At 59.1% G+C, this 25,052-nt stretch carries 24 protein-coding genes and 5 tRNA genes; 21 read left to right on the plus strand and 8 right to left on the minus strand.

Annotated elements, in window-relative coordinates; translation table 11 throughout:
- Positions 1-28 precede the first annotated feature (28 nt).
- The 7 genes from bufB (at position 29) to C4S72_RS17585 (ending at position 5,528) form a co-directional block, all read left to right on the plus strand.
- Entirely contained in the window at positions 29-919 is an 891-nt protein-coding gene (bufB, locus tag C4S72_RS17555) for an MNIO family bufferin maturase (protein WP_104004492.1), read from the plus strand.
- The gene (locus C4S72_RS17560; RefSeq protein ID WP_104004493.1) at positions 919-1,680 is read left to right on the plus strand and encodes an HvfC/BufC N-terminal domain-containing protein; all 762 of its coding nucleotides are present in this window, start codon (positions 919-921) and stop codon (positions 1,678-1,680) included. The genes bufB and C4S72_RS17560 overlap by 1 nt, the downstream gene beginning before the upstream one ends.
- A 3-nt stretch (positions 1,681-1,683) precedes the next feature.
- On the plus strand, positions 1,684-2,184 hold the full coding sequence (locus C4S72_RS17565; protein WP_104004494.1) for a DoxX family protein: 501 nt from the start codon (positions 1,684-1,686) through the stop codon (positions 2,182-2,184).
- A 101-nt stretch (positions 2,185-2,285) separates the two neighbouring features.
- Positions 2,286-3,182 (plus strand): DMT family transporter, encoded by an 897-nt coding sequence (locus C4S72_RS17570; RefSeq protein ID WP_104004495.1) that lies wholly within the window; start codon positions 2,286-2,288, stop codon positions 3,180-3,182.
- 59 nt (positions 3,183-3,241) lie between these two features.
- On the plus strand, positions 3,242-3,736 hold the full coding sequence (locus C4S72_RS17575) for a SixA phosphatase family protein (protein WP_104004496.1): 495 nt from the start codon (positions 3,242-3,244) through the stop codon (positions 3,734-3,736).
- Positions 3,737-3,935: 199 nt separating this feature from the next.
- The gene (locus tag C4S72_RS17580; protein ID WP_104004497.1) at positions 3,936-4,892 is read left to right on the plus strand and encodes an AEC family transporter; all 957 of its coding nucleotides are present in this window, start codon (positions 3,936-3,938) and stop codon (positions 4,890-4,892) included.
- Positions 4,893-4,916: 24 nt separating this feature from the next.
- Positions 4,917-5,528 (plus strand): hypothetical protein, encoded by a 612-nt coding sequence (locus C4S72_RS17585; RefSeq protein WP_104004498.1) that lies wholly within the window; start codon positions 4,917-4,919, stop codon positions 5,526-5,528.
- Between the two features lie 90 nt (positions 5,529-5,618).
- Here C4S72_RS17585 and C4S72_RS17590 read toward each other — a convergent pair whose 3' ends face one another.
- From C4S72_RS17590 to hemA, 6 genes are all read right to left on the minus strand, one after another.
- Positions 5,619-7,097 (minus strand): anion permease, encoded by a 1,479-nt coding sequence (locus C4S72_RS17590; protein ID WP_104004499.1) that lies wholly within the window; start codon positions 7,095-7,097, stop codon positions 5,619-5,621.
- 77 nt (positions 7,098-7,174) lie between these two features.
- Entirely contained in the window at positions 7,175-7,576 is a 402-nt protein-coding gene (locus tag C4S72_RS17595; RefSeq protein WP_104004500.1) for a CoA-binding protein, read from the minus strand.
- Positions 7,577-7,607: 31 nt separating this feature from the next.
- On the minus strand, positions 7,608-8,357 hold the full coding sequence (locus tag C4S72_RS17600; protein WP_104004501.1) for a HesA/MoeB/ThiF family protein: 750 nt from the start codon (positions 8,355-8,357) through the stop codon (positions 7,608-7,610).
- 70 nt (positions 8,358-8,427) lie between these two features.
- Positions 8,428-9,276: a peptide chain release factor N(5)-glutamine methyltransferase gene (gene prmC / locus C4S72_RS17605; RefSeq protein ID WP_104004502.1), complete on the minus strand. Its 849-nt coding sequence runs from the start codon at positions 9,274-9,276 to the stop codon at positions 8,428-8,430.
- Between the two features lie 2 nt (positions 9,277-9,278).
- On the minus strand, positions 9,279-10,367 hold the full coding sequence (prfA, locus tag C4S72_RS17610; protein WP_104004503.1) for a peptide chain release factor 1: 1,089 nt from the start codon (positions 10,365-10,367) through the stop codon (positions 9,279-9,281).
- A 13-nt stretch (positions 10,368-10,380) separates the two neighbouring features.
- On the minus strand, positions 10,381-11,652 hold the full coding sequence (hemA, locus tag C4S72_RS17615) for a glutamyl-tRNA reductase (protein ID WP_104004504.1): 1,272 nt from the start codon (positions 11,650-11,652) through the stop codon (positions 10,381-10,383).
- 209 nt (positions 11,653-11,861) lie between these two features.
- Between hemA and C4S72_RS17620 the strand changes: the two genes are divergently transcribed.
- The 7 genes from C4S72_RS17620 (at position 11,862) to ychF (ending at position 17,779) form a co-directional block, all read left to right on the plus strand.
- Positions 11,862-13,571, plus strand: a complete 1,710-nt coding sequence (locus C4S72_RS17620) for a tetratricopeptide repeat protein (RefSeq protein WP_104004505.1) — start codon at positions 11,862-11,864, stop codon at positions 13,569-13,571.
- The gene (gene lolB / locus C4S72_RS17625) at positions 13,568-14,131 is read left to right on the plus strand and encodes a lipoprotein insertase outer membrane protein LolB (RefSeq protein ID WP_104004506.1); all 564 of its coding nucleotides are present in this window, start codon (positions 13,568-13,570) and stop codon (positions 14,129-14,131) included. Before C4S72_RS17620 ends, lolB begins: the two co-directional genes overlap by 4 nt.
- A gap of 93 nt (positions 14,132-14,224) precedes the next feature.
- Positions 14,225-14,299 (plus strand) — tRNA-Gln (locus C4S72_RS17630).
- Between the two features lie 76 nt (positions 14,300-14,375).
- A complete protein-coding gene (locus tag C4S72_RS17635) occupies positions 14,376-15,317 on the plus strand; it encodes a ribose-phosphate pyrophosphokinase (RefSeq protein WP_132293385.1) in 942 nt (313 codons plus the stop codon).
- A gap of 121 nt (positions 15,318-15,438) precedes the next feature.
- Positions 15,439-16,023 carry a 50S ribosomal protein L25/general stress protein Ctc gene (locus tag C4S72_RS17640; protein ID WP_104004508.1) on the plus strand — a complete coding sequence of 195 codons (585 nt, stop codon included), beginning with the start codon at positions 15,439-15,441 and terminating at the stop codon, positions 16,021-16,023.
- A gap of 21 nt (positions 16,024-16,044) precedes the next feature.
- Positions 16,045-16,638 (plus strand): aminoacyl-tRNA hydrolase, encoded by a 594-nt coding sequence (gene pth, locus C4S72_RS17645; protein ID WP_104004509.1) that lies wholly within the window; start codon positions 16,045-16,047, stop codon positions 16,636-16,638.
- A 49-nt stretch (positions 16,639-16,687) separates the two neighbouring features.
- The gene (ychF, locus tag C4S72_RS17650) at positions 16,688-17,779 is read left to right on the plus strand and encodes a redox-regulated ATPase YchF (protein WP_104004510.1); all 1,092 of its coding nucleotides are present in this window, start codon (positions 16,688-16,690) and stop codon (positions 17,777-17,779) included.
- Between the two features lie 378 nt (positions 17,780-18,157).
- On the opposite strand, the gene C4S72_RS17655 is transcribed toward ychF, so the two are convergent.
- The gene (locus C4S72_RS17655) at positions 18,158-18,937 is read right to left on the minus strand and encodes a tetratricopeptide repeat protein (RefSeq protein ID WP_160115543.1); all 780 of its coding nucleotides are present in this window, start codon (positions 18,935-18,937) and stop codon (positions 18,158-18,160) included.
- On the opposite strand from C4S72_RS17655, the gene C4S72_RS25800 reads away from it, so the two are divergent.
- From C4S72_RS25800 to C4S72_RS17685, 6 genes are all read left to right on the plus strand, one after another.
- Positions 18,930-19,121, plus strand: coding sequence for a hypothetical protein (locus C4S72_RS25800; protein WP_104004512.1), 192 nt, complete (start codon positions 18,930-18,932; stop codon positions 19,119-19,121). The two genes, C4S72_RS17655 and C4S72_RS25800, sit on opposite strands and share 8 nt — an antisense overlap.
- A 42-nt stretch (positions 19,122-19,163) precedes the next feature.
- Positions 19,164-19,240, plus strand: a tRNA-Met gene (locus C4S72_RS17665).
- A gap of 18 nt (positions 19,241-19,258) precedes the next feature.
- Positions 19,259-19,333, plus strand: a tRNA-Gln gene (locus tag C4S72_RS17670).
- 12 nt (positions 19,334-19,345) lie between these two features.
- A tRNA-Met gene (locus C4S72_RS17675) sits at positions 19,346-19,422 on the plus strand.
- A gap of 17 nt (positions 19,423-19,439) precedes the next feature.
- A tRNA-Gln gene (locus C4S72_RS17680) sits at positions 19,440-19,514 on the plus strand.
- A 322-nt stretch (positions 19,515-19,836) separates the two neighbouring features.
- Entirely contained in the window at positions 19,837-21,807 is a 1,971-nt protein-coding gene (locus tag C4S72_RS17685) for an EAL domain-containing protein (protein ID WP_160115544.1), read from the plus strand.
- A gap of 515 nt (positions 21,808-22,322) precedes the next feature.
- Here C4S72_RS17685 and serB read toward each other — a convergent pair.
- On the minus strand, positions 22,323-23,540 hold the full coding sequence (gene serB / locus C4S72_RS17690; RefSeq protein ID WP_104004514.1) for a phosphoserine phosphatase SerB: 1,218 nt from the start codon (positions 23,538-23,540) through the stop codon (positions 22,323-22,325).
- A 155-nt stretch (positions 23,541-23,695) separates the two neighbouring features.
- On the opposite strand from serB, the gene C4S72_RS17695 reads away from it, so the two are divergent.
- On the plus strand, positions 23,696-25,021 hold the full coding sequence (locus C4S72_RS17695; protein ID WP_104004515.1) for a bifunctional DedA family/phosphatase PAP2 family protein: 1,326 nt from the start codon (positions 23,696-23,698) through the stop codon (positions 25,019-25,021).
- Positions 25,022-25,052 lie beyond the last annotated feature (31 nt).

Below are 25,052 nucleotides of genomic sequence, written 5' to 3' on the forward strand. Positions count from 1 at the left end.
GCTTTAGCGCCAGCGGGAGGTGTTCAACATGAGCAACAGACAACCAAGCCCATTCCAGCCTCCCGCCGGTTTGCCTGCAGCTGCCGGCATAGGGCTTAAACCGGAACATTTCCAGCCGCTGCTGGAGAGCCAACCGAAGCTGGGATTTGTCGAGGTGCATGCCGAGAATTACATGGTGGCCGGCGGCCCCATGCATCACTACCTGCACCGGGTACACGAACAGTATGCGCTGTCGCTTCATGGCGTAGGACTTTCCATCGGCGGCAGCGAGCCGCTTGATGAAACCCATCTGGAGCGACTTAAAACACTGATTGAGCGCCATCGGCCTGAACGCTTTTCCGAGCATCTTGCCTGGTCCAGCCATAACGGCCACTTCATGAATGATCTACTGCCGCTACCCTACACCGGCGAGCGCCTGCAAAAGGTCTGCGATCATGTGGACAGAGTTCAGGAGAGGCTGGGAATACAGATGCTGCTGGAAAACCCGGCAACCTATGTTCAGTTCCGCGCATCCAGCTACTCGGAGCCTGAATTTATTGGCGAAGTCATTCGTCGCACCGGCTGCGGCCTGTTGCTGGATGTGAATAACGTCTATGTCAGCGCCATCAACCACGGCTTCAGCAGCCATGACTATATCGACGCCCTGCCCTGCGACCAGGTTGGCGAAATCCATCTGGCGGGTTTTGCGCTCGACAGGAACAGTAACAGCGATGCCCAGGGAGCTCCGCTGCTGATCGATAGCCATGATGCACCGGTGGCCGATGCGGTATGGACATTATATGACTTCGCCCTGAAACGGACCGGCCCAGTGGCTACGCTGATCGAGCGCGACGCGAACCTGCCGCCGCTACCGATCCTGGTCGCCGAGGCTCAGCAGGCCGCTGCCCGACTCCGAAGCCTGGCGCTGGAGGTAGCCTGATGAATACCTACCTCAGCAGTGAAGCGGAATTTCAGCAGGCACTGCTCGACCCGGAACTGCCACCACCTGCGGGTATCACCGCCTGGAATGGCGATGCCGGCCGCTTCGATGTCTATCGCAACAACCTGATCGTGTCGCTGATCGACGCCCTGGCCAGCAGTTTCGACGTGGTCCAGCAGCTGGTCGGTGAGCCCTTTTTTCGCGCCATGGCGCGGGAGTTTCTGCGCGATCCTGCCAACCAGCCCACTTCGCCGGTGCTAGCCCATTACGGCGAGAAGTTTCCCGCCTTTATCGCAGCATTCGAGCCCGCCGCATCGCTGCCTTTTCTCGGTGAAGTCGCACGGCTGGAATGGTTGCGGCTCCAGGCACTGCACTCGGCTGACGCCACGCCCGGCGAGAGTGAGTACTTATCCACAATGCTTAAGAACCCGCGCTCTCCTGCCGCACACATAGTGTTGTTTCACCCCTCGGCGAGCCTGTTCCGCAGCCGTTACGCGGCGGTATCTATCTGGGCGGCACACCAGGGAGTGTTGAAGCTGGCCGACGTGAAACCAGACCAGGCGGAACAAAGCCTGATACTCAGGCCGGCACTGGAGGTAGAGCTCATACCGCTGACAGCTGAAAACGCCCGGCTGATCGCGCAGCTGATGGCCGGCGAAACGCTGCAGTCCCTGCATGGAGACGCGCCGTTAGAGCCGACACTTGAGCTGCTGATCTACCACGGAGCGATCACCGGTCTTACCGAGCTGCAGGAGGAGTAAACGATGAACGGTTCAACATCCAGCTCATTTACCGGCCTGATCTGCAAGGCCAACGCCCTGCTGGGGCGGATCCCGGAAAACCTGGTGCAACTGCTGGCCCGTTTCTCCCTGGCTGCGATCTTCTGGATTTCGGGGCAAACCAAGATCGAGGGCTTCGCGCTGAATATTATCGATGGCACCTTTGAATTCGGCTGGCCCCGCTTCGCCGGCTCAACTCTCTACCTGTTTCGCGAGGAGTACGCCCTGCCGCTAATCCCCGTGGAACTCGCCGCAACCCTGGCCACCACCGCAGAACATCTGTTCCCGGTACTGCTCCTGCTGGGGCTGGCGACCCGCTTCTCTGCTCTGGCGTTGCTGGTCATGACGCTGACAATTCAACTGTTCGTTTATCCCGGCGCCTATCCAACCCACGGTATCTGGGCTACCGGCCTGCTGTTCCTGATGATGCGTGGTGCTGGTACCCTGTCTGTTGATTACTGGCTAAAACGTCGTTGCGGTGGATAGCCTCAGGCGATAGCACGCCAGCTCCACTACACTGATCGCTCGAAGGGCCGCATTGTGGATGCGGTCTTTCTGTGTCTGCGTTAACCGGAAAGGATACCCCGTTGCTGATACCCGCCGCTTACCTCACCGTGGTCGTGATCTGGTCGACTTCCCCGCTCACCATTGCCTGGAGCGGCGAAACCGTGGACCCGATCATCGCGGCCGGACTGAGAATGGCGCTGGCGGCCGCCGCCGGTCTTCTCCTGCTGGCGGCGCGACGAGAGCCTCTGCCACTAAACGGAAAGGCGCTGCGCTCCTATCTCTGCGCCACACTTGGCGTGTATGGCGCCATGTGCAGTGTCTATCTGGCGGCGCGCTACGTGCCCTCAGGCCTGATCTCGGTGCTGTTTGGCCTGGCGCCGATCCTCTCGGCCCTGTTTGCCCGGGTGCTGTTCCGCAGTGAGCATTTTCCCTTCTATCGCTGGCTCGCCTGTGCGCTGGCGCTGGCCGGCCTTGCCGTAATCTTCATGGACGACGTAGCGCTAGGCCCCGGCAGTCTGCCCGGCGTTCTGCTGCTCAGCCTTGGCGTCAGCCTGTTCAGCCTCAGCGGCGTGCTGGTCAAACAGCAGCGCGCCCAGCTCGACCCGCTGGCACAGACCGTGGGCGCTCTTATACTTTCAATCCCCTGCTACCTGGTCACCTGGCTGCTGATCGGCGGTGATTGGCAGCCACTGGATCCCACCTCGCGCTCCTTCTGGTCGATCATCTACCTGGCGCTGATCGGCTCGCTGCTGGGGTTCGTCTCCTACTACTTCGTGCTGAAACACCTGAGCGCCAGCACCGTAGCGCTGGTAACCTTGATTACGCCGGTGTTCGCACTGCTGCTCGGCCACCTGTTTAACGATGAGCCTCTGAGCGAACAACTCTATCTAGGTTCGGCACTGGTTCTGGCGGGGCTTGGCCTGTTTTTCTTCGGCGGCTCGCTGACCTCTCTGCGCCGACTGGGCTCGACACGCTGAATTGCCTTTCAGCGCATCGAGGTCAATACTGCATTAGGTTTCCTTCCGGGAGCACCCGCATGAAACAGCTGACCCTGATCCGCCACGCCAAATCGAGCTGGGACAACCCGCAGCTTTCCGATTTCGAACGACCGCTGAATGCCCGCGGTCTTCGTGACCTCCCCACCATGGCGGAACGGGTGCGGGCGAAGGAGCTGATCCCAGACCACCTGCTCTACAGCAGCGCCCTTAGGACCTCGCTGACTGCGCGGGAGCTGGCGGCTGCACTCGATCTGCCCGAGTCACACTGCCTGGCCGTGCCGGAGATGTATGAAGCCTGCTGGGAGACGCTGCTCAACCTGCTGCAGGGACAGCCGGATAGCCGCACCCACCTGATGCTGGTGGGACATAACCCGGGTATCGCAGAATTAGCCGCCTGCCTGTGCGGAACCGCGCCGCAGCACTTTCCCACCTCCTGCGTACAGCACCTGATCCTGAATGTACTGAGCTGGAGTGAGCTGGCGGAGAGCTGCGGTACCAGCCAGTGGTTCGACTATCCCAAGCTACATAAATGAACAGCTGCATAGATGAACAGCTACATAAATGAACAGCCACATCGATGAAAAGTAGCATCGACAGAAGACCCAACCGATAAGCAACAATGCAGCGCCAAGTCGCTGTCGGTTGATCGCGCTGTTGCCAAGTGCAGACTGATAAGAGAGAGCCGATTCGGGTACACTTATTACCCCTCTCTCTGCTTCTAAGGGATTAGCGTTGGAACTCTACCTCCAGACTCTCGCCTTCACCGGCAATATCGTCGCGCCCATCTTCCTGATCATGTTCATCGGTTATTTACTGGTCAGGGTAGGAGTATTCAACGAAAACTTCGTGAATGTGGGTTCCCGCTTCGTTTTCACCGTCACTCTGCCGACGCTGGTGTTTCTCTCCATTGCACGGATGGATTACCACGCCACGTTCAACCCGGCGATGCTGCTGTTTGTCTTTATCACCACACTGATCTCTTTCGGCCTGATCTGGTGGCTGGGAAAACGCTGGATCGACTCGCCGGAGGACCTTGCCTCGTTCATTCAGGGCGCGTTTCGCAGTAACTACGGCATTCTCGGGCTGGCGATCAGCTTCAACCTGTTTGGCCAGGCGGGGCTTGCGGAGGGTTCGCTGATCCTGGCGCTGGTGATCCCTATGTATAACGTGCTGGCGATCATCTGCCTGACCGTACCGCTGCAGAAAAGCGGCGGTCTGGATGTGATGAAAACCGCCTACCAGATTATCCGCAACCCGCTGATTATCGCGGTAATCATCGCCCTGCCCTTCTCCTATTTCGGCCTGGAACTGCCGCACATCGCTGAACGCACTGCACGTTATTTTGCCGATATCACCCTGCCGCTGGCGCTGCTGACCATCGGTGGCTCACTCAATATGAAGAGTCTGAAAAGCACCTCGGGATCAGCCTTCTGGGCAACCCTGACCAAGCTGGTGCTGCTGCCACTGGTGCTGGTGCCCCTTGCCTGGCTGTTCGGCTTCTCCGGTCAGGACATGGTGATGCTGATGGTGCTGTTCGGATGCCCGAGCGCCGCCGCCGGCTTCGTCATGGCCAAGGCGATGGGCGCCAACGCCCAGCTCGCCGCCAATATCATCCTGACCACCACGCTGGGTTCGGTGGTGACGCTGAGCACCGGCATCTTCATCGTGCGCTTTATCGGCATTATCTGATCGCCGAGAAACAGGGGCTGAGACATGCTGAAGATTTTTAAAGATGCACGGACTGCCAAACTGGTAAATGCGCTGCGCAGCGGCAACAGGGAAGCGCTGAACAAACTGGCCGGCAAGTTCACGCCAGAACAACTGACCGAGCCGCTGGCCGATAACTTCAATGCACTGGAGCTCGCGTTACAAGCGGGACAGGCAGCATCGCTGCGCTGGGTAATGGAGCAACTGCCGCAGCATGCCCAGCGGGACGCTGATGACACGCCCTACCTGCTGCACGCGCTGCAACATCCGGACGAGAGCCTGGCCCTGATCACTGCACTGCTGCAATCCGGGTTTGATGCCAATATCAGCCACGAAGAGCGCAGCCTGCTGGAGTGGTGTTTCGAGCACTGCGAGCAGCAGACACTGATGCTGCACCTGAGCCGGCTGACCCAGCACGGCGCAACACTGGAGCAGGCCGAGGTGCTGGTGATCCGTTCCATGGAGCGGGAAGACCAGGCCACCCTCAACTTTCTGATCAGCTCCGGTGCACCGCTGCCGCAGCGGCTGGAAGAGATCGAGTGTAGCGAAGAACTGCGCGGCTACGCCCGTCGCTGCGCCGATGACAAGAAAATCCGTGAAATGATGCTGGGGCGTTAAGCCCCAGCGTTCAGAACTGCCCTGCTTCGCGTCCCGGCCTGCGGCCGCTTAGCTATACCCTTTTACCAATCCCCTTTTACCATTCCCCTTTTACCAATAACCCAGCAGCTTCCACCAGAAAATCCCCACCACAGCCCAGACCAACAGGTTAACCAGGCTCATTACGAAGCCTGCGCGCCACCATTCGCCCAATGTCAGGTAGCCGGAGCCGAAAATCACCGGCGAAGTGCCGGTGGCGTAGTGAGTGAGGGTCATCATGATTGAGGAGGCCGCCGCCATCATCAGCACAAACGGCATGGCTGGTATTCCAAGGCTCAGCCCCACGGTAAGGAAGGCGCCCATCATCGCGGTGATATGCGCCGTGGTGCTGGCAAAGAAGTAGTGGGAATAAAGGAAGATCGACACAATCAGCACACTGGCCAGGGGCCAGCCCATACCGGTATCGGTGATCCACTGCTGTACGCTGTGAGAGAACCAGTCGATCACGCCCAGTTTGTTCAACTGGGTCGCCATCATCACCAGTGCACCAAACCAGATCAGCGTATCCCAGGCGTTCTTTTCCTCGAGGATATCCTTCCAGTGCAGCACACCGGTCACCAGCAGCATCGATAGCCCCAGGAATGCAGTGGTGGTGGCGTTGAGCTTGAAGCTCTCACCCAGCAACCAGGCGGGCAGATCGGCCCAGAACACCAGCAGCATCAGGAACACAGCCAGCATCAGTTTTTCGTCGCGGCTGACCGGCCCCAGCTCGGCCAGTTTTTCCCTGGCGAAGCGTCTCGCATCCGGGGTTTTGCGCACCTCCGGTGGGTACAGCCAGTAAAGCACCAGCGGCATCAGCGCGATCGCAGCCAGGCCCGGCAGCAGCATCGCCAGCGCCCAGGTGGTCCAGGTCAGATTGATATTGGCGCCGGTGGCATCGGCCACCAGCTGCACGGTCAGCGGGTTGGGCGCAGTGGCAGTAACAAACATCGCCGAGGTGATCGGGTTACTGTGGTAGTTCACCAGCGCCAGGTATTTGCCGATCTTGCCCTCGGTTCCCTCTGCCGGAGAGGAGCCGAAACCTTTCGAGATCGAGCGCATGATCGGGTGCATGATACCGCCGCCACGGGCGGTGTTGCTCGGCGTTACCGGCGCCAGCGTCAGTTCCGACAGCGCCAGGCCATAGCCTATGCCCAGCGTGCTGCGCCCGGTCAGGGCGATAAAGTAATAGCCGATACGCGCACCGAGGCCGCTATTGATAAGGCCGCGGGAGATCATCACCGCGATAGCGATCAACCAGATCAACGGGCTGGAGAAGCTGCTCAGCGCATCTTTGATGGCAGCGCCTGGGTTATCGCTGGTTACACCGCTGGCAGCCACCAGGGCGATCGCCAGGATAGAGATCGCACCAATCGACATCGCCTTGCCGATAATGGCAGCGATGGTGCCGATAAAGATCGCCAGCATCAGCCAGCCCTGATCGCTGACCATCTCGGGTTGAGGAAGAAAATAGACGAGAGTACCCAGCCCCACCGCTACCAGCGCAGGAACGAGCCGGAGGTCGGAAGAACTCTTATTGGAGGGAGGCATGAAAGATCCTTTTTCCACAACAGGATTTATCCGGCACTCAATCGCCGGAACTGCTAATCACTTAAAACCGGCGTGAATCAGTGCCACTCGATCGCCGGGCAGCGATCCATCACCACATCCAGGCCTGCCGTTCGCGCGCGCTCCGCGGCCGCTTCATTGATCACACCGAGCTGTAACCAGACGGACTTGGCGCCCACGGCGATCGCTTCATCGACCACCGCGCCAGCATCCTCGGAGTTACGAAAGATATCGACCATATCGATGGTGCCGGCAATATCGGCAAGGCTCGCCACCACCGGACAGCCGAGCAGGTTCTGCCCAGCCAGTTTCGGGTTGACCGGCACCACGCTGTAGCCGTGGCGCAGCAGAAACTCCATGACGCGATGGCTGGCCCGGTGTGGTTTCTCGCTGGCGCCTACCAGAGCGATCATACGGACTTCATGTTGCAGTCTATCGATCAGTGCTTTGTCATTACTCATGATCGCGCTCCCACCTCGGTTATAAACCCATCTATTTTGCACTGCAGACCGGACAGGCCGGATCGGCCCGAAGCTTGAGGCTACGCCACTCCATGCGGCGGGCATCCAGCATCAGCAGTTTACCCACCAGCGGTTCACCGATTCCAGCCAGCACCTTCAGCGCTTCTGCAGCCTGTGTACTTCCCACTATACCCACCAGCGGAGCAAAAACGCCTGATTCTGAACAACTTAACGCCTCATCTTCACCCTCGGCGTAGAGACACTGATAGCAGGGTGCTCCCGGTACGCGGGAATCGAACACGCTGATCTGGCCATCGAAACGGATCGCCGCGCCGGACACCAGCGGTGTACCGGTAGCCACGCAGGCGCGATTCAAGGCAAAGCGGGTGGTGAAGTTATCGGAGCAGTCGAGCACCAGATCCGCCGCCTCAACCTGCTCGATCAGCGCCTCGCCCTCCAGCCTGGAGGCCAGGGTATCGATACGAATGTCCGGGTTCAGCGCCGCCAGCGTCTGTTTTGCCGACTCAACCTTGGGCTCGCCGACGCGGTCACTGGTATGTACGATCTGGCGCTGCAGGTTGGTCAGGTCCACCTGATCGTCATCCACCAGCACCAGGTGGCCGACGCCGGCTGACGCCAGGTAGATAGCCGCAGGGCTACCCAGTCCGCCGAGACCGACGATCAGCACCCGACTGTTGAGCCAGGCTTCCTGTCCGTCGATCTCCACTTCCGGCAGCATGATCTGGCGGCTGTATCTCAGCAGTTGTTCATCGGATAACACCTGTTCACTCCTGTCCTGTTTCAAGCGAATCTGTTTCAGCCTGCTTCAAGCGTTGGCCGCGGGGCGCGGTTCAGCCTGGCCAGCGGGCTTGTGTCACCCGCGGCTGGCCGGCGAGGTCCCGGATCAGCTCAATATCGATGTAACCGCTCTGGGCCAGCAACTGCGCCACCGCCTCTGCCTGATTGTAGCCGTGTTCCAGCAACAACCAGCCAGCGGGTTTCAGCCGCGAACGGCACTGTTCGGCGATCAAGCGGATATCGGCAAGCCCAGACTCCCCGGCCACCAGTGCGGACAGCGGCTCATAGCGCACATCGCCCTGGCTCAGATGAGGGTCATCGGCCTCGATATAGGGAGGGTTGGAGACGATCATCTCGAACTCGCCGTGCAGTGGTTCGCACCAGCTGCCGGTAAGGATCTCCACGTTGGGTATAGCATTCCGCGCCTGGTTACGCCGCGCCAGCTCGGCGGCGGCTTCCACCCGATCACAGGCCAGCACCTGCCAGTTCGGCCGTTCGCTGGCCAGGGCCAGGGCGATAGCGCCGGTGCCCGTACCCAGATCGGCCACCCGGAAGGGGCCATCCGGCAGCAACGCCAGCGCCGCCTCCACCAGGGTTTCGGTATCCCCCCGGGGGATCAGCGTATCGGCGCTAACTTCCAGCGTCAGGGTCCAGAAATCGCGCAGGCCGGTCAGGTGCGCCACCGGCTCGCCAGCCACCCGACGCTCCAGCAGCACGAGAAACTCGTCGCGCTGCGCGGCGGTCAGTTCCTTTTCCGGCCAGGTGAAGAGGTAGCTGCGCGGTTTATCGAGCAGATGACAGAGCAGCAGCTCGGTATCGAGCCGGGCGGTATCGGAATGGATGCTTGCAGCGCCCAGCGCGAGCGCCGCTTCGATAGAAAGAGGTAATGCCGGTTCGCTCATGATCAGCCCTCGGCCGAGAGTTCACCCAGCTGTTCCGCCTGATGCTCCTGCAGCAGCGGTCCGATCACTGAATCCAGATCGCCCTGCATCACTTCACTGAGCTTGTAGATAGTCAGGTTGATGCGGTGGTCGGTGACTCGCCCCTGGGGGAAGTTGTAGGTACGGATGCGCTCGGAACGGTCGCCGGAGCCCACCAGGCTCTTGCGGGTGCTCGCCTGGGCGGCGTTGTGCCTGTCCATTTCCGCCTGTTGCAGGCGCGACGCCAGCAGCCCCATCGCCTTGGCGCGGTTCTTATGCTGGGAGCGCTCTTCCTGACACTCCACCACCACGCCGGTAGGGATGTGCGTAATACGGATCGCGGAGTCGGTCTTGTTGACGTGCTGACCACCGGCACCGGAGGCGCGGAAGGTATCCACACGCAGGTCCGCTTTGTTGATCTCGATGGCGGCCGCCTCATCCATTTCCGGCATCACCGCGACGGTGCAGGCGGAGGTGTGGATACGTCCCTGGGATTCGGTCTCCGGCACGCGTTGTACGCGGTGTGCACCGGATTCAAACTTGAGACGCGAGTAGACCGCGTCGCCAGCGACACGGGTAATAATCTCTTTATAGCCGCCGTGTTCGCCTTCACTGGCGCTGATCACTTCAACGCGCCAGCCACGCTGTTCGGCGTAACGTGAATACATACGGAACAGGTCGCCGGCAAAGATCGCCGCCTCGTCACCGCCGGTGCCGGCTCGAACTTCCAGAAAGACGTTGCGACCGTCATTGGGATCTTTCGGCAGCAACAGAATCTCAAGCTCACCTTCCAGTGCCTCGATCTGCTCCTTCGCCGCGTCGATCTCCTCCTTCGCCATTTCACGAAGATCGGGGTCGGAATCCTCCAGCATCAGCTGTGCTTCAGCGAGGTTTTCCTGCGCCTGGTTCCAGTCGCCGAACGCCTGTACGACAGGTTCAATCTCTGAATATTCGCGGGAGTAATCACGGAAGCGGTTCTGATCGTTAATTACCTCGGGCTCGCTGAGCAGGGCAGCAAGTTCCTCGTAACGATCGCTAAGCTTCTCGAGCTTGGTCTGAATCGAGTCTTTCATCTAACGGAGCCTGTCAGTTATCGCGCTCGGCGGGCGGACTGAGCTGGTACAGTTCCTGAACCAGCCCCGCCAGATCGGTGCGCCCCTCAGCGGAGGCCTTGCGCAGCTGCACCGTGGGCTGGTGCAGCATCTTGTTGGTAATTCCACGGGCCAGCTGCTGCAGCACCTGTTCGGGGTCGCGCCCCTGTCCCAGCTGCTTCATCGCCTTTTCCAGCTCGCCATCACAGATCGCCTGGCCCTGCTCACGCAGTGCCGTAAGCGTGTCCACCGCTTCCAGCTCGCGCAGGCGGCTGAGAAACGCATGGGCGCCGGCTTCGATAATCGCTTCTGCATCAGCGGCGGCACTCTCGCGGCTGCGCTGGTTCTCCTCGATCACCTCGGTCAGGTCATCGACGGTATAGAGGTAGACATCATCGAGGTCCGCCACCTGGGGTTCGATATCGCGGGGGACGGCAATATCGACCATAAACATGGGGCGGTGTTTGCGCTTCTTCAGCGCCGTTTCCACCGCGCCCTTGCCCAGAATCGGCAGCTGGCTGGCGGTGGAGGAGATCAGAATATCGGCCTTGGGCAGCGCCTCCGGCATTGCCGAAAGCTCGATCGCCTCGCCATTTACCTCGTCGGCCAGGGCATGAGCGCGCGCCAGGGTACGGTTGGCCACGGTAATCGAGCGCACCCCCGCCTGTTTCAGGTGGCGAGCCACCAGCTCGATGGTTTCACCCGCGCCAATCAGCAGTGCATGGCTATCGCCCAGATCTGCAAAAATATGTTCCGCCAGGCTCACCGCCGCATAAGCCACAGACACAGGGTTCTGGCCGATGGCGGTTTCGGTACGAACCTGCTTGGCGATGGAGAAGGTGTGCTGGAACAGACGTCCCAGCTCAGCGCCGACCATGCCGGCCTGCTGGGAGACGCTGAAGGCGCTTTTCAGCTGACCAAGAATCTGCGGCTCGCCCAGCACCAGCGAATCCAGCCCGCTGGCCACGCGCATCATGTGGCGTACGGCTTCCTCATCGCGATAGATATAGCTGCACTTTTCCAGCTCGGCGGGATCAAGACCGTGGTAACGGCCGATCCACTCCAGCACCAGGCGGATATCGGTGAGATCGGTAGCGCAGTAGAGTTCGGTGCGGTTGCAGGTGGACAGAATCGCCACTTCCTGCAGGCTGGCGTGATCACGGGCAGCACTCATCGCCTCGCCGAGCTGCTCGGGAGCGAAAGACACGCGCTCCCGCACCTCGACCGGAGCCGTCTTGTGATTGATCCCGAATGCCAGCAACGCCATAGACTGAGGTTCACACTACCCTACTTGTACAAGCGCGACATCATACACCTTTCAACGCCACGGATTAAGCCATCGTCGTTAGACGTCAACCGGGGCGATATCAAGAAAAAGGGTTTTCTTTCTCTCCACCCCCGCAACTTCCCTTCGCCCTTTGCTGTCCTCTATAGTGCACCTTTGGACTCAAGATCAGACTCAGGATCAGAGCAGCGATGAGAACAACCGGGATCACACTACTGATCGGCACTCTGCTACTCGGCGGCTGTGCCAGCGTAACGCCTCCCCAGCAGAGCGGCATCGATACCGACTATCAGCCGGGGCAGCCCGTCTACACCCCAGGCGAGCTGAACCGGGAGTCCCTCTATGAGCTGATGGCTGCCGAGATCGCAGGCCAGCAGCGAGACTTCGACACCGCGCTGGATTTCTACCTGAGCCAGGTGAAGAAATCCCGTGATCCCGCCGTGGCCGAGCGCGCCACCCGCATAGCCCAGTTCATGCGTAACCCCGATGCGGTGCTCGAAGCGGCAACGATCTGGTCGGAAGCATCGCCGGACAATCCTGAACCGGATCATATCCGCGCTACCATCCTGATCAGCGAAGAACGTTTCGACGAGGCGCTGCCGGTACTGGAGCGCATACTCGACGACGGCAGCTCCGAGGCAGTACTGATTCTTGGCAGTAAAAGCCAGGAACTGTCGGTAGAATCCGCCAAGCGCTATGACGAACTGCTGGCCCGCTACTCCGCCGACGAGCCTGAACGCCTCGATCTGCTGCTGACCCGCGCCCTGCTGAAGCGCCGTGCCGGCGACGATGACGGCGCGCTGGCGCTGCTCGATCAGGGCCTGACCATCGAACCAGGCCAGACCGATCTGCTGCTGCAGAAGGTCGATATTCTGCGCACCCGCGGCCAACAGAAGGCGGCACTTTCCCTGATCGACCAGGGGCTCGACGCCAGCCCGGAGCAGAGTCAGTTGCGTGTACAGAAGGCGCAGTTGCTGATCGCCACCGATCCCGAAGCAGCGGTAGCGCTGATCGACGACATCATTGCGGAGCAGCCGGATGAGCGCCAGCTGCATTATTACTTCGCCCTGCTGACCCTGGAGCATGAACAGTACGCCGCCAGCCGTCGCATCCTCGAGCAGATGGCGCTGCAGGATCCGCACAACAGCAACCTGAACTTTTACCTCGGCATCATCGATGAAACGGAGGGCGATACCGAAAGCGCCCTGCAACATTTCCTCTCGGTGAGCTCCGGTCCCAACCTGCCCCAGGCTTACAGCCATGCGGTTGAACTGTTCGACAGCGCGGAAGACCGCGCCCAGGTGGCGGAGATTATCGACCAGGGCATCAAACGCCACCCCGGCCTTGCGACCCGGCTGCGCCTGACCGAAGCCAACTGGCTGCAGAGCCGAGGCCTGGAAACCGAAGCCCTGACGCTGCTGGAAAGCGCTCTCAAGCGCGACCCCGCCGATGTGAGCCTGCTATATACCTATGCACTGCTGATTGAACCCCAGGATCCACAGAAGATGCTCTCCAACCTGGAGCGCGCCATCGAACTGGACCCGCAGAACGGTATGCTGCAGAACGCCCTCGGCTATTCGCTGACACTCTATACCGAAGACTACGAACGCGCCCACGACCTGATCTCCAAGGCTCTGGAGCAGCACCCGGACGATGCCGCCGTGCTCGACTCCATGGGTTGGGTGCTGTTCAAACTAGGCCGCGCTCAGGAGGCACTCAACTTCCTGCAGCGCGCCTATGACGCCTCCGAAGATCCCGAAGTGGCCAGCCACCTGGTCGAAGTACTCTGGCAACTCGACCGTACCGAAGAGGCTCAGCGCCTGTTGCAGGAAAACCTGGAGAAGTCGCCGGACGATAAACACCTACTGGAGATCGAACAGCAGTTGGGAGTCACTCAGTGACACGGATACTGCTACTTTCTATTGCCCTGCTGCTGAGCGCCTGTTCCTCGATCCAGTCTCCGCCCACGGCTCCCGATGCCAACCTCCAGGGCAAACTGGACAACGACTGGCAGTTCAGCGGCAAGGCTGGCATTCGCCAGGGCAACAGCGCCGACTCCGCCAATATCGACTGGCATCAGCAGGATCAAGCCTACGAAGTCCGCCTCAGCGGCCCCCTGGGCCAGGGCGGTGCAGTGATCAGCGGCGACAGCAACAGCGTCGAGATGCAGGTCTCCGGTGAAAGCGAGACTTACCGCGGTCGCACCCCCGAAGAGGTGATGTACCAGGCGCTGGGCTGGTATCTGCCGGTGAGCCAGGCACGCTACTGGGTGCAGGGACTGCCCGACCCCGCCTACCCATCCACACCGCTAAGTGATGCCAGCGGCTTCGAACAACTCGGTTGGCGTGTGGAAATCCAGCGTCTAACCGAGGTAAATCCCGACCTGATCCTGCCCGGCAGACTGGAGTTCACCTACCAGGATCTGCGTCTGAGGCTGGTGATTCGGGACTGGCAGCCGTAATTAATCCCAATTTCCCCATCAGGGGTTGATTTTCCCGACCTGTTTACCGAAAATACGCGCCTTCTTGGATTGGCGGTTAGCCGCCATGAATACAGGGGTATCGCCAAGCGGTAAGGCACTGGATTCTGATTCCAGCATGCGCAGGTTCGAATCCTGCTACCCCTGCCAAATTAAGTTATCGATGACTGACTCCCTTTCAGCGACTTCGTCCGCCAACCCAGACTCAATCAAAAAGGTACGCGCCGTGTCTAAAATGATGGTTTTCACCGGCAACGCTAACCCTGCGCTGGCGCAGAAAGTGGTCGAGCGGCTGGACATCCCGCTGGGCAAGGCTAACGTCACCCGCTTCAGCGATGGCGAAGTCAGCGTCGAAATCCAGGAGAACGTGCGTGGTAAGGATGTTTTCATCATCCAGTCCACCTGTGCTCCGACCAACGACAACCTGATGGAACTGATCGTGTTCGCTGACGCCATCCGCCGTGCATCGGCGACCCGTGTCACCGCGGTCATCCCGTACTTCGGTTACGCCCGTCAGGATCGTCGTCCGCGTTCGGCCCGTGTACCGATCAGCGCCAAGGTCGTTGCCAGCATGATCTCCAACGTCGGCATCGACCGCGTTATGACTGTCGATCTGCACGCCGACCAGATTCAGGGCTTCTTCGATATCCCTGTGGACAACGTTTACGGCTCCCCGGTACTGCTCGATGACATTCTCGACCAGACCTACGACTACCCGATCGTTGTATCCCCGGACGTGGGCGGTGTAGTCCGTGCCCGCGCTGTCGCCAAGCAGCTCGACTGCGACCTGGCGATCATCGACAAGCGTCGTGAGAAAGCGAACGAAGCCCAGGTAATGAACATCATTGGTGATGTCTCCGGCCGTACCTGCATCCTCGTCGATGACATGTGCGACACCGCCGGCACCCTGTGCAAAGCGGCCAAAGCCCTGAAAGACAAAGGCGCATCCCGCGTGGTTTCCTACGTGACCCACCCGGTACTGTCTGGCCCGGCCATCAACAACATCACCAATTCCGAGCTGGATGAACTGGTCGTCACCGACACCATCCCGCTTTCAGATGCAGCTGTTAAATGTGACAAGATCCGCCAGCTGACTCTGGCTCCCATGCTTGCCGAAGCGGTACGCCGCGTCTGCAACGAGGAGTCTATCAGCGCCATGTTTCGCTAAGCGATTCAGGCCTGAACGTACCGGCTACGTCCGGTACATACGCACCCGCAAGGGTTAAGAAATACTGCACGCTTCTGGTCGCGGAAGCCTGCAGTTTTTATCTATTTAAAGGTAAATAAAAATGTCTACGATTGTACTGAACTCTCAGACCCGTAACGATCAGGGCAAAGGTGCGAGCCGCCGCCTGCGTCGCGAAGGTCAGATCCCGGGCATCCTGTACGGAAGCGGTGAGCCGGTAAACCTGTCCGTTAACGCTAACGAACTGTACAAAGCTGAGCTGGTAGAAGGCTTCTTCTCCTCCAAGCTGGCTCTGAACGTCGATGGCCAGGAAACTACCGTCATCATCAAAGACCTGCAGCGTCACCCGTTCAAGCCGCTGATCCTGCACGCTGACTTCCAGCGCGTTGACGACAGCAAGAAGATCAAGATCCAGGTTCCGCTGAACTTCGTTAACTTCGGTCGTTCTGCAGCTGCTAAAGCATCTGCCAAGTTCGCCGTTGAAGCTCAGACTGTTGAAATCCTGTGTCTGCCGACTGCTCTGCCGGAAGCTCTGGACGTTGATCTGACCAACATCGAACTGGGCCAGATCGCTCACCTTTCCGACATCACTCTGCCGGAAGGTGTTGAGATCGTTGCTCTGCGTCGCGGCGAAGACCACGACCAGGGTATCGGTTACTGCTACTCTCCGCGCGGCGCGAAGAAGTAATTGTAGCTTGATCGTATCGGCATGAATGACACTATCTCTCTGATCGTCGGGCTGGGTAATCCTGGCCCCCAATATGAGCAGACCCGTCATAATGCCGGTGCTGAGCTGGTGGAGCAGCTTGCTGCCCACCAGCACACTACCCTGCAGCCCGAAAGCAAATACAAGGGGCTGTACGGCAAGATTCTGATTGAAGGTCAGCCGGTACACCTACTGATACCCACTACCTTCATGAACCTGAGCGGACAATCCGTCGCCGCCCTCGCCAACTTTTTCAAGATCCCGGTCAGCGCCATTCTGGTAGCTCACGACGAACTCGATATCGCCCCTGGCACCGCACGCCTGAAAAAAGGTGGTGGTCATGGCGGCCATAACGGCCTGCGCAGCATCATCAGCCAGATGGGCAACAATCGTGACTTCTACCGCTTGCGTTTAGGTATCGGTCACCCGGGACATGCCAGCCAGGTCTCCAACTTCGTACTCAGCAAAGCACCGCAGCAGGAGCGCGAACTGACCCAGGCGGCCATTGACGAGGCGCTGCGCCAGTTACCGCTGGCTATCAAGGGCGATTGGTCCCGCGCCATGAACCATCTGCATAGCTTTAGTGCAAAAGCCTAAACGTTTTAACGCGAGCGCCTGACCCCAGGCCCTAAACAGGATTTTCATCATGGGATTCAAATGCGGCATCGTAGGCCTGCCCAACGTCGGTAAGTCCACACTGTTCAACGCCCTGACCAAGTCTGGCATCGCGGCGGAAAACTTCCCGTTCTGCACCATCGAGCCCAACTCAGGCATCGTTCCCATGCCCGATCCGCGTCTCGATGCGCTGTCTGCCATCGTCAAGCCAGAGCGCGTTGTACCGACCACCATGGAATTCGTTGATATCGCGGGCCTCGTGGCCGGCGCATCCAAGGGTGAAGGCCTGGGTAACAAGTTCCTGGCCAACATCCGCGAGACAGACGCCATCGCTCACGTTGTGCGCTGCTTCGAAGATGACAACGTTATCCACGTGGCTAACCGCATCCACCCGCTGGAAGATATCGAGACTATCAACCTGGAGCTGGCACTGGCGGACCTGGAGTCCTGCGAGAAGCAGCTGCAGCGCGTTCAGCGCAGCGCCAAGGGTGGTGACAAGGAATCGGTTGCCGCCAAGGCCGTGCTTGAAAAACTGATCCCGCACCTGGAAGAGGGCCAGCCGGTCCGCTCGCTGGAACTCTCCGAAGAGGACCAGAAGCTGCTGCCGAGCTTCCACCTGCTGACCACCAAGCCGACAATGTACATCGCCAACGTGGCCGAAGACGGTTTCGAGAACAACCCCTGGCTGGACCAGGTACGTGAACTCGCAGCCGCCGAAAACGCCAGCGTCGTGCCGGTCTGCAACAAGCTGGAAGCGGAAATCGCCGAACTGGAAGATGACGAAAAGAGCATGTTCCTGGAAGAGATGGGCATGGAAGAACCAGGCCTGGACCGTGTTATCCGCGCCGGTTACTCACTGCTCGGCCTGCAGACCTACTTCACCGCTGGCGTTAAGGAAGTACGCGCCTGGACCGTACGCGTCGGCGCTACCGCCCCGCAGGCGGCCGGAGTTATCCACACCGACTTCGAAAAAGGCTTCATCCGCGCTGAAGTGGTCGGCTACGACGACTTTATCGAGTACAAGGGTGAACAGGGCGCGAAAGACGCCGGTAAATGGCGCCTGGAAGGCAAGGAATACATCGTCAAAGACGGCGACGTGGTCCACTTCCGCTTTAACGTCTGATCCGCTATATCGTTGATTAAAAAAGCCAGCCAGAGTGCTGGCTTTTTTGTTGTTGCTCTTAAACCACCTCCTATGGAGGTAGTGATCGTCGAATCGCGGCTAGGCCTTTCTCGTGCTTTCGCGAAGACGGGGCTCGATATCTCATGACTGCCTGAGCGCAGCAATCCATCCCCTTTGGCGTAGCCGAGCATCGCAGGCTGAAAGAGAAATAAGGGAAGGGCTGTTTGAGCAGCTATGCTGCGAGTTTCCCTTCCCGCTCTTTCAGACGAGAAGCACAGGGAAGTCGGCATAGCCGACCTAGCCACAGGGGCGGCTTGGGATTATCAAGGGGGTTGCCGCCAACCCCCTTGATTCGCCAGCAGGCGAAACCTGCACCTCCTACCGCATCTCCCGCAGGGCACGCTTGGCGGACACATGCCCCTGGGCAGCGGCCTGCTTGAGCCAGTGCTTGGCCTGATCGCTATCCTTGTCCAGCCCGACACCAGTCATCAGCATAACGCCCAATGCGTATTGCGAGCCGGCATCGCCCAGCTGCGCCGCCTGCAGAAACAGTTCGGCGGCGCGGCCAAGATCCTTTTCGACATGCACGCCCGATTCGTAGATCCAGGCCAGTCGATTCATCGCTGCCGCATCGCCCTGCTCCGTAAGCTGCGTCAATACCGCCACGGCCTGGTCCGATTCGCCATCAAGCAACAGCGCTTCGGCTTTTTGCATTCCATCATCCTGCGTTGAGTGTTCATTCATTCCCTGGAGCAACGCTGCCGCATCGGTATCTCCCGCCAATGCAGCCCTGTATAGCCAGTACCTGGCCTCATCGATGTCAGTCGCCATACGCGGATCCCGCAGATAAAGAAGTCCCAATCGATAGGAAGCCGAGCGGCTGCCCGCCAGTGCGGCTTCACGGTAATAGGCCAGCGCCTGCTCCAGGTCTGCCTCCACGCCCAAACCGTCGTCATAGAGGATTCCCAGATTGAATCGCGCCTCGGCCCGCGCGCTGCCATCGATGCTCATCCACATCCGCTGCGCCGTGTCGTAATTGGCCATCTTGAACTCTGCGTACGCCTTGAACAGCTGCACCGAAGGCTGGGCAGAGTAAAAATCGTCCGGCAGCTCGTTAACATCTGTCGCCTGCGCAAAGGGAATGCAAAAAATGGCCATCAACGGCCAGCTCCGCAACATGGCAAAACTCCTTGTTATTTTTATTTTCAGGTTGCTCAGAGCATTGAAGTCCGCAAGCTTGCAGCGGGCAATACCACCTTGGTATCCCCTGCCCTGGCGAGGGTTTAAAGGAATGACTCAAGTCTATAAAAACAACCAGTTTTTTGTCGGCATTGAGTGTTGACAGGCAATCAGAAAAAGAGAATAATTCGCGCCTCTAAAGCGTGGCAATATAGCTCAGTTGGTTAGAGCAACGCATTCATAATGCGTGGGTCGCAGGTTCGAGTCCCGCTATTGCCACCATTTAGAATTGACAGGTGTAGGGGTATCGCCAAGCGGTAAGGCAACGGGTTTTGATCCCGTCATGCGCAGGTTCGAATCCTGCTACCCCTGCCACGTTTTGATAGTGGCAATATAGCTCAGTTGGTTAGAGCAACGCATTCATAATGCGTGGGTCGCAGGTTCGAGTCCCGCTATTGCCACCATTGAAACACCACATTGTAGGGGTATCGCCAAGCGGTAAGGCACTGGATTCTGATTCCAGCATGCGCAGGTTCGAATCCTGCTACCCCTGCCACCTCCCGTGACACAATTCCGTTACAACCTCCCGCTTTAGTCTCCGTTAAAACACCTTAGCTGTAATATCCTGCTCAACTTTAGCCTTAGCTTCTGTCCGGATATGTATTACTGCGCTGACAGTCGAGTTCACTCAGGCTAGTATGTAATTCGCATCCACCCTAACAGTCAGCCAGGTTATGACAGCCCTATCAGAATCCAGTTACAGCATTCTCGACAAGCTTTCTTCCGGGTCCAGACAGCACCGGTCCGTTAATCTGCTCTTTGTTGGCTTTCCAAGCGAGCAAGTAGACCCTCTGCTATCCCTGGTTCGCACCGGCCGCATGGCGCCACGAGGGCGTCACGTAAATACCCGCGAGGAGCTTTCACAGGCTCTGAGCGAGCGTTCCTGGGACCTGCTGCTATGTACAGGCAACGCCAATGATCCGCATCTGCCTTACAACGTGGTCCACCAGCTTACCCAGCATGACCGAGATATCCCCGTCATCGAGCTGAGTGCGGATTCTTCCCCCGCGGCCCAGCTGCGCTCCTGGAAAGATGGTATTCAGGCACTGCTGCCCGAAAACCCCGGCGAACTGCTGCTGCACGTTATGCGCCACCTGATCAGCGAGCTGGATATCCGCCGCCGCCTGCGCCAGACCGAGGCGATGCTGGAAGTAGCCGAGCGTCATTACCACCAGCAAGTACTGAACTCGGCCGACGCCATCGGCTACCTGAACGAAGGCGGATTCGTTTTCGCCAACGACAGCCTGGTCACCCTGCTTGGGTTCGACAACGCGCGCCAGCTGGTCGGTCACTCCCTGTCGGAACTGCTGCCACCCGCGGACCAGGAACTGCTGAACGAATCGCTCTCTCGCCTGTTTGAGAAACATGAGCCGGTAGACACCACCCTGGATCTGTCGCTGCAGCGCGCCGATAACACCACAATCAGCGTCAATGCCGAACTCCAGACCAATCGCTACGAGGGCCAGCTCTGCCTGACCCTGACGGCGAAATCGGATTATGATCTGGCACTGGCGCTGGGCCGACATGACGAAGATCCTCTCACCGGCCTCAAGAACGGGACTTTCCTGACCCAGAAGCTGGATGAAACCGCCCAGAAGGCTCTGAGTGGTGGCCACGATGCCCACCTGATCTATCTGCGCCTTAATCAGTTTCGCGATATCAACGATACCCAGGGCCAGGAAGCGGGCGAAACCCTGCTTACCGCGATTGCAGAGCGGCTGGCCAAGGCGTTTCCTGCACCACACCTGCCCTGCCGCCTGGAAGACGACAGCTTTGCCATTCTGTTCGTCCATCCCGATACCGAGGCGACCCAGAAGATCGGCCGCAAGCTGTTCCGCCAGGTTTCCGATCTACAGGTGCCTTTCGGCCAGGCCGCGCTCAACAGCTCCGCAGCGGTAGGTATAGTCACTATCAACGATAATGCACCGCCCGCCAGCGAACTGCTGAACCGCGCCCATATCGCGGTTAATTCCCTAGATGACGGCAAAGGCTGCTCGGTATATCGCAGCCAGTCCAGCCTGCATATGCATCAGGACGATGACGCCATCAAGCGGATTCTGGACGCGATCACCGATTGCCGCCTGAAGATGCTGTTCCAGCCGGTGGTCTCCCTGACCGAAGAGAGCGAAGAGCACAACTACGAAGTGCTTATCCGCATGCTGGATGAGAACAACGCCCCGCTGGTACCCAGCCTGTTCATGACCGCAGTGGAACAGAGCGACGTCATGGTGAAGATGGACCGCTGGGTAGTGGAACGCTCGCTGCAGATGCTCAAGACCGAACTCGACAAGGGTTTCCGCAACCGCCTGTTTATCAACATTGCCGGTCGTTCACTGCAGAGCAAGTCGCTGCTCGACTGGGTCGAACATGTGATCGGCGAACTGCAGATACCGCCTAACCTGGTGGTATTCCAGATCAGCGAAACCGATGCCGCCAGTAATATTGATCAGGCCCGCCGCTTCGCCGAAAGGGTCAACGCCCTGAACTGCCAGCTCTGCCTGAAACACTTTGGCAGCTCGCCCAACTCCCACCGGGTGTTCGCCAGCATTCATGCCGACTACATCAAGCTCGATGCCGCCTATGTGCAGGACCTGGAAAGCGGGGATCTGACCATCAAGGAGATGCAGGAACAGTTACAGCCAGTGGCCGCCGAGGGCCGGATACTGATCGCGCCGATGGTCGAAAACAACAAGATCATCAGCAAGCTGTTCCGTTGCGGTATCCAGCTGATCCAGGGTTACTACCTGCAGCCACCGCGAGAGGCGATGGATTACGATTACTTTGAGTAATGAGGCTTTAAGTAAGCCTCATACACCAACCTGCATAGCAGCTGGCTTTGCATGAAGCTCGCTATAGGGAAGCCTGGATAGACCTACCGACTAATGCCGGGATCACCCATATCCGCTTCCTTTTCGAGGCCGGTTTCGTCTGCTGCCGAGCAAAGGGACTTGTACGGCTTTCGTTGCCAAGTAAGTCCCTTTGCAATCCCAAACCGCCCCTAAGTCTTGGTCGGCTGCGCCGACTACCCTGTGCTTCTCGTCTGAAAGAGCGGGACGGGCTTACTTATTCAGAATCAGTCGGCTTCGCCTCAAACAACCCGTCCCTTGTTTCTCTTTCAGCCTGCGATGCTCGGCTGCGCCAAAGGGGATCGATTATACGCTCAGACAGCAATGAGACATCGAGCCCTGTTAACAATCAGGCGCAAGACAGACACGACCGATAACACCTAAATAAGAGGTAAGGACTTCAAACTAAAAGGCCGGCTTGGATAGCCGGCCTTTTATTATTTTCAGCACTACCCGAATCAGAGTGCGCGGTCGCGATCGCGGAAGCCGATCAGGTAAAGAATACCGTCCAGCCCCAGGGTGGAGATGGCGTTCTTGGCGCTGCGGCGTACCAGCGGCTTGGCTCGGAACGCGATACCCAGGCCAGCGATAGAGAGCATCGGCAGGTCGTTGGCGCCATCGCCGACAGCAATGGTCTGCTCCAGGCGTACACCTTCCTTCTCGGCGATTTCACGCAGCAGTTGCGCCTTGCGCTCACCGTTGACGATCTCACCGACCACTTCACCGGTCACCTTGCCATCCTGGATATCCAGCTCGTTGGCGTGGATATAATCGAAGCCCAGCTTCTGCTGCAGGTGGCGGGCAAAGTAGGTGAAGCCACCGGAGAGAATCGCGGTTTTAAAGCCCAGCGCACGCAGGTTGGAGACCAGCTCTTCAACGCCCTCGGTCATCGGCAGCCGCTGTGCGATCTGTTCCAGAACGCTGGCATCCAGTCCCTTCAACAGGCCGACGCGGCGGCGGAAGCTCTCGTTGAAGTCGATCTCGCCACGCATGGCCGCTTCGGTAATCTCGATCACCTGGTCGCCAACACCCGCCTCTTTCGCCAGCTCGTCGATCACTTCCGCCTCGATCAACGTAGAGTCCATATCGAACACCACCAGGCGGCGGTTGCGACGGTAGATATCGTCCTTCTGGAAGGCAATATCCACATCCAGCTCGGAAGCGGCTTTCAGGAACGCCTCACGCAGCTCGCTCGCGTCAGCCGGCATGCCACGTACCGAGAACTCGACACAGGCGTTGGTTTTCGAATCCTGATCATCATCCAGACCAACACGGCCGGACAAACGGCTGATATTGTCGATATTGAGGCCGTGGCAGGCGGCGATATCGGTGACCCGGGCGATATGGGTCGCGGTGATGCGGCGTGCCAGCAGCGTGATGATATGACGGGTTTTGCCCTGGCCTTCAACCCACTCCGAGTAGGCGTCATCGCTGACCGGCTCAAAACGTGCCTGCAGGTTGAGCTCATGGGCCTTGAACAGGATATCGCGCAGCACCGGCGAAGATTCCGCCTCCTGCGGCACCTGGATCAGCATGCCGAGCGACAGGGTGTTGTGGATAACTGCCTGGCCGATATCAAGAATACCGATTCCGTAACGGGCCAGAATAGCCGTCATCTCAGAGGTCACACCGGGTTTATCCTCACCCGACAGGGTGAGCAGAATAATTTCGTGCATCGCGTATAGATCCGTCCGTCGCCGAACTCGTGAAAGTGAATGTGCGGATAGGGGCGTAAGTATACCGTTTTTCCCGCCCTCTACCGAGTCGGGCCGGGAATCCAGTATAGTTTCCCAATGAACCGCCCTATGCCCTGACACTTTGCCGAGATTCTGTGACCGAACAACTACTCGACCTGGCCCGCCAAAATCCGCTGCTCCTACCATTGCTGGTAGGCCTTATCTCCTTCGCCGAAAGCGTGGCGTTTATCGGTCTGGTGGTGCCGGGTGTGGCAATCCTGTTTGCCCTCAGCGCCCTCTCCGGCAGCCTGGAAGCCGCCTTGATACCACTGATCGCCGGTGGCGTGATCGGAGCGATCATCGGTGATCAGCTCAGTTTCCTGCTGGGCAGATACTTTGGCCCTTCCCTGCAGGAGCGCTGGCCGCTAAGCCGCTATCCGGAATGGCGACAGAGGGGAGAAACCTTTTTCCGCCGCCGTGGCGGCACCAGCATCGTTATCGGCCGCTTTATCGGCCCGGTGCGGCCGCTGATCCCGTTTATCGCCGGCAGCTGCAAGATGCCGCCCGCACGCTTCACCCTGATTAACGGCTGCTCGGCCCTGGCCTGGTCGCCGGCCTACCTGCTGCCAGGATATCTCACCGGCATGGGCTTCAAACACCTGCCGCTGATCGAGGAACAGGGCACCTTTATCCTGGTAGCGATCATCAGCCTGGTGATCGGCTTTCAGCAGATCCATGTGCGCCTGCATCCCGACGCCGGGCTCTGGCACTGGCTGGCAAACCGCCGCCTCAATCCCCGCCTGACTTCGATCCTCAGCCTGCTGCTGATCAGCAGTACTCTGTTCGGCTTTAGCATCTGGGCGCAGCTGTCCGGACGTTTTGCCGCCATCAATGAGGGGCTGTACGCGCTGCTCTACGGTATCGGTCAAAAGATCACTCCTGTTGCACAGTTCATCACCCACCTTGGCGATCCGCCCCTGCTGATAGGGCTTACCGCGCTGGCGGCACTGATCGGCTTACTGGTGTATCGCGACAGAGGCAGCCTGATACTGCTGCTGGGCGGACTCACCGCTGCGCTGAGCAACCATCTGCTGAAGGAGAGTTTTCAGGTGGCGCGTCCCGAAGCGGGACAGGCGATCCTGCAGAGCTACAGCTTCCCCAGCGGACATAGCAGCGGCGCCTGCGCTGTCTACGCCATACTGGCGATCTGGCTGCTGAGCGGGCAAAGCCATCGCACACGCCATATCGGCTATATGCTCACTGCTGGGCTGATACTGCTGATCGGCCTGTCACGAGCCCTGCTGGGCGTGCACTGGCCACTGGATATTATGGCGGGATGGCTTGAGGGGTTGATGCTGGCCGCGTTGTTCCGTCTATGGCTGCATCGCTATCCACCGGAACGGACACTGGCGTTGACCCGGACCCTGCCGCTGTTAGGGCTGCCGATCCTTGTCTACGCCAGTGTAATGACTCTTTTCTAAAGCCCGGATCTAAATCTCTGTTCAGAAACCC

The sequence above is a fragment of the Marinobacterium lutimaris genome, from assembly GCF_900108065.1.
In the GTDB taxonomy this organism is placed as follows: domain Bacteria; phylum Pseudomonadota; class Gammaproteobacteria; order Pseudomonadales; family Balneatricaceae; genus Marinobacterium_D; species Marinobacterium_D lutimaris.

What these genes read in the sequence shown, in the direction of transcription:
- C4S72_RS17565 (WP_104004494.1), top strand. Translation starts at nt 1,684, where the DNA reads ATGAACGGTTCAACATCCAGCTCATTTACCGGCCTGATCTGCAAGGCC.
- hemA (WP_104004504.1), bottom strand. Translation starts at nt 11,652, where the DNA reads ATGGCGTTGCTGGCATTCGGGATCAATCACAAGACGGCTCCGGTCGAG.
- C4S72_RS17560 (WP_104004493.1), top strand. Translation starts at nt 919, where the DNA reads ATGAATACCTACCTCAGCAGTGAAGCGGAATTTCAGCAGGCACTGCTC.
- C4S72_RS17575 (WP_104004496.1), top strand. Translation starts at nt 3,242, where the DNA reads ATGAAACAGCTGACCCTGATCCGCCACGCCAAATCGAGCTGGGACAAC.
- bufB (WP_104004492.1), top strand. Translation starts at nt 29, where the DNA reads ATGAGCAACAGACAACCAAGCCCATTCCAGCCTCCCGCCGGTTTGCCT.
- C4S72_RS17620 (WP_104004505.1), top strand. Translation starts at nt 11,862, where the DNA reads ATGAGAACAACCGGGATCACACTACTGATCGGCACTCTGCTACTCGGC.
- prmC (WP_104004502.1), bottom strand. Translation starts at nt 9,276, where the DNA reads ATGAGCGAACCGGCATTACCTCTTTCTATCGAAGCGGCGCTCGCGCTG.
- C4S72_RS17585 (WP_104004498.1), top strand. Translation starts at nt 4,917, where the DNA reads ATGCTGAAGATTTTTAAAGATGCACGGACTGCCAAACTGGTAAATGCG.
- ychF (WP_104004510.1), top strand. Translation starts at nt 16,688, where the DNA reads ATGGGATTCAAATGCGGCATCGTAGGCCTGCCCAACGTCGGTAAGTCC.
- C4S72_RS17640 (WP_104004508.1), top strand. Translation starts at nt 15,439, where the DNA reads ATGTCTACGATTGTACTGAACTCTCAGACCCGTAACGATCAGGGCAAA.
- C4S72_RS17590 (WP_104004499.1), bottom strand. Translation starts at nt 7,097, where the DNA reads ATGCCTCCCTCCAATAAGAGTTCTTCCGACCTCCGGCTCGTTCCTGCG.
- C4S72_RS17595 (WP_104004500.1), bottom strand. Translation starts at nt 7,576, where the DNA reads ATGAGTAATGACAAAGCACTGATCGATAGACTGCAACATGAAGTCCGT.
- C4S72_RS17655 (WP_160115543.1), bottom strand. Translation starts at nt 18,937, where the DNA reads ATGGCCATTTTTTGCATTCCCTTTGCGCAGGCGACAGATGTTAACGAG.
- C4S72_RS17685 (WP_160115544.1), top strand. Translation starts at nt 19,837, where the DNA reads ATGGCGCCACGAGGGCGTCACGTAAATACCCGCGAGGAGCTTTCACAG.
- serB (WP_104004514.1), bottom strand. Translation starts at nt 23,540, where the DNA reads ATGCACGAAATTATTCTGCTCACCCTGTCGGGTGAGGATAAACCCGGT.
- C4S72_RS25800 (WP_104004512.1), top strand. Translation starts at nt 18,930, where the DNA reads ATGGCCATCAACGGCCAGCTCCGCAACATGGCAAAACTCCTTGTTATT.
- pth (WP_104004509.1), top strand. Translation starts at nt 16,045, where the DNA reads ATGAATGACACTATCTCTCTGATCGTCGGGCTGGGTAATCCTGGCCCC.
- prfA (WP_104004503.1), bottom strand. Translation starts at nt 10,367, where the DNA reads ATGAAAGACTCGATTCAGACCAAGCTCGAGAAGCTTAGCGATCGTTAC.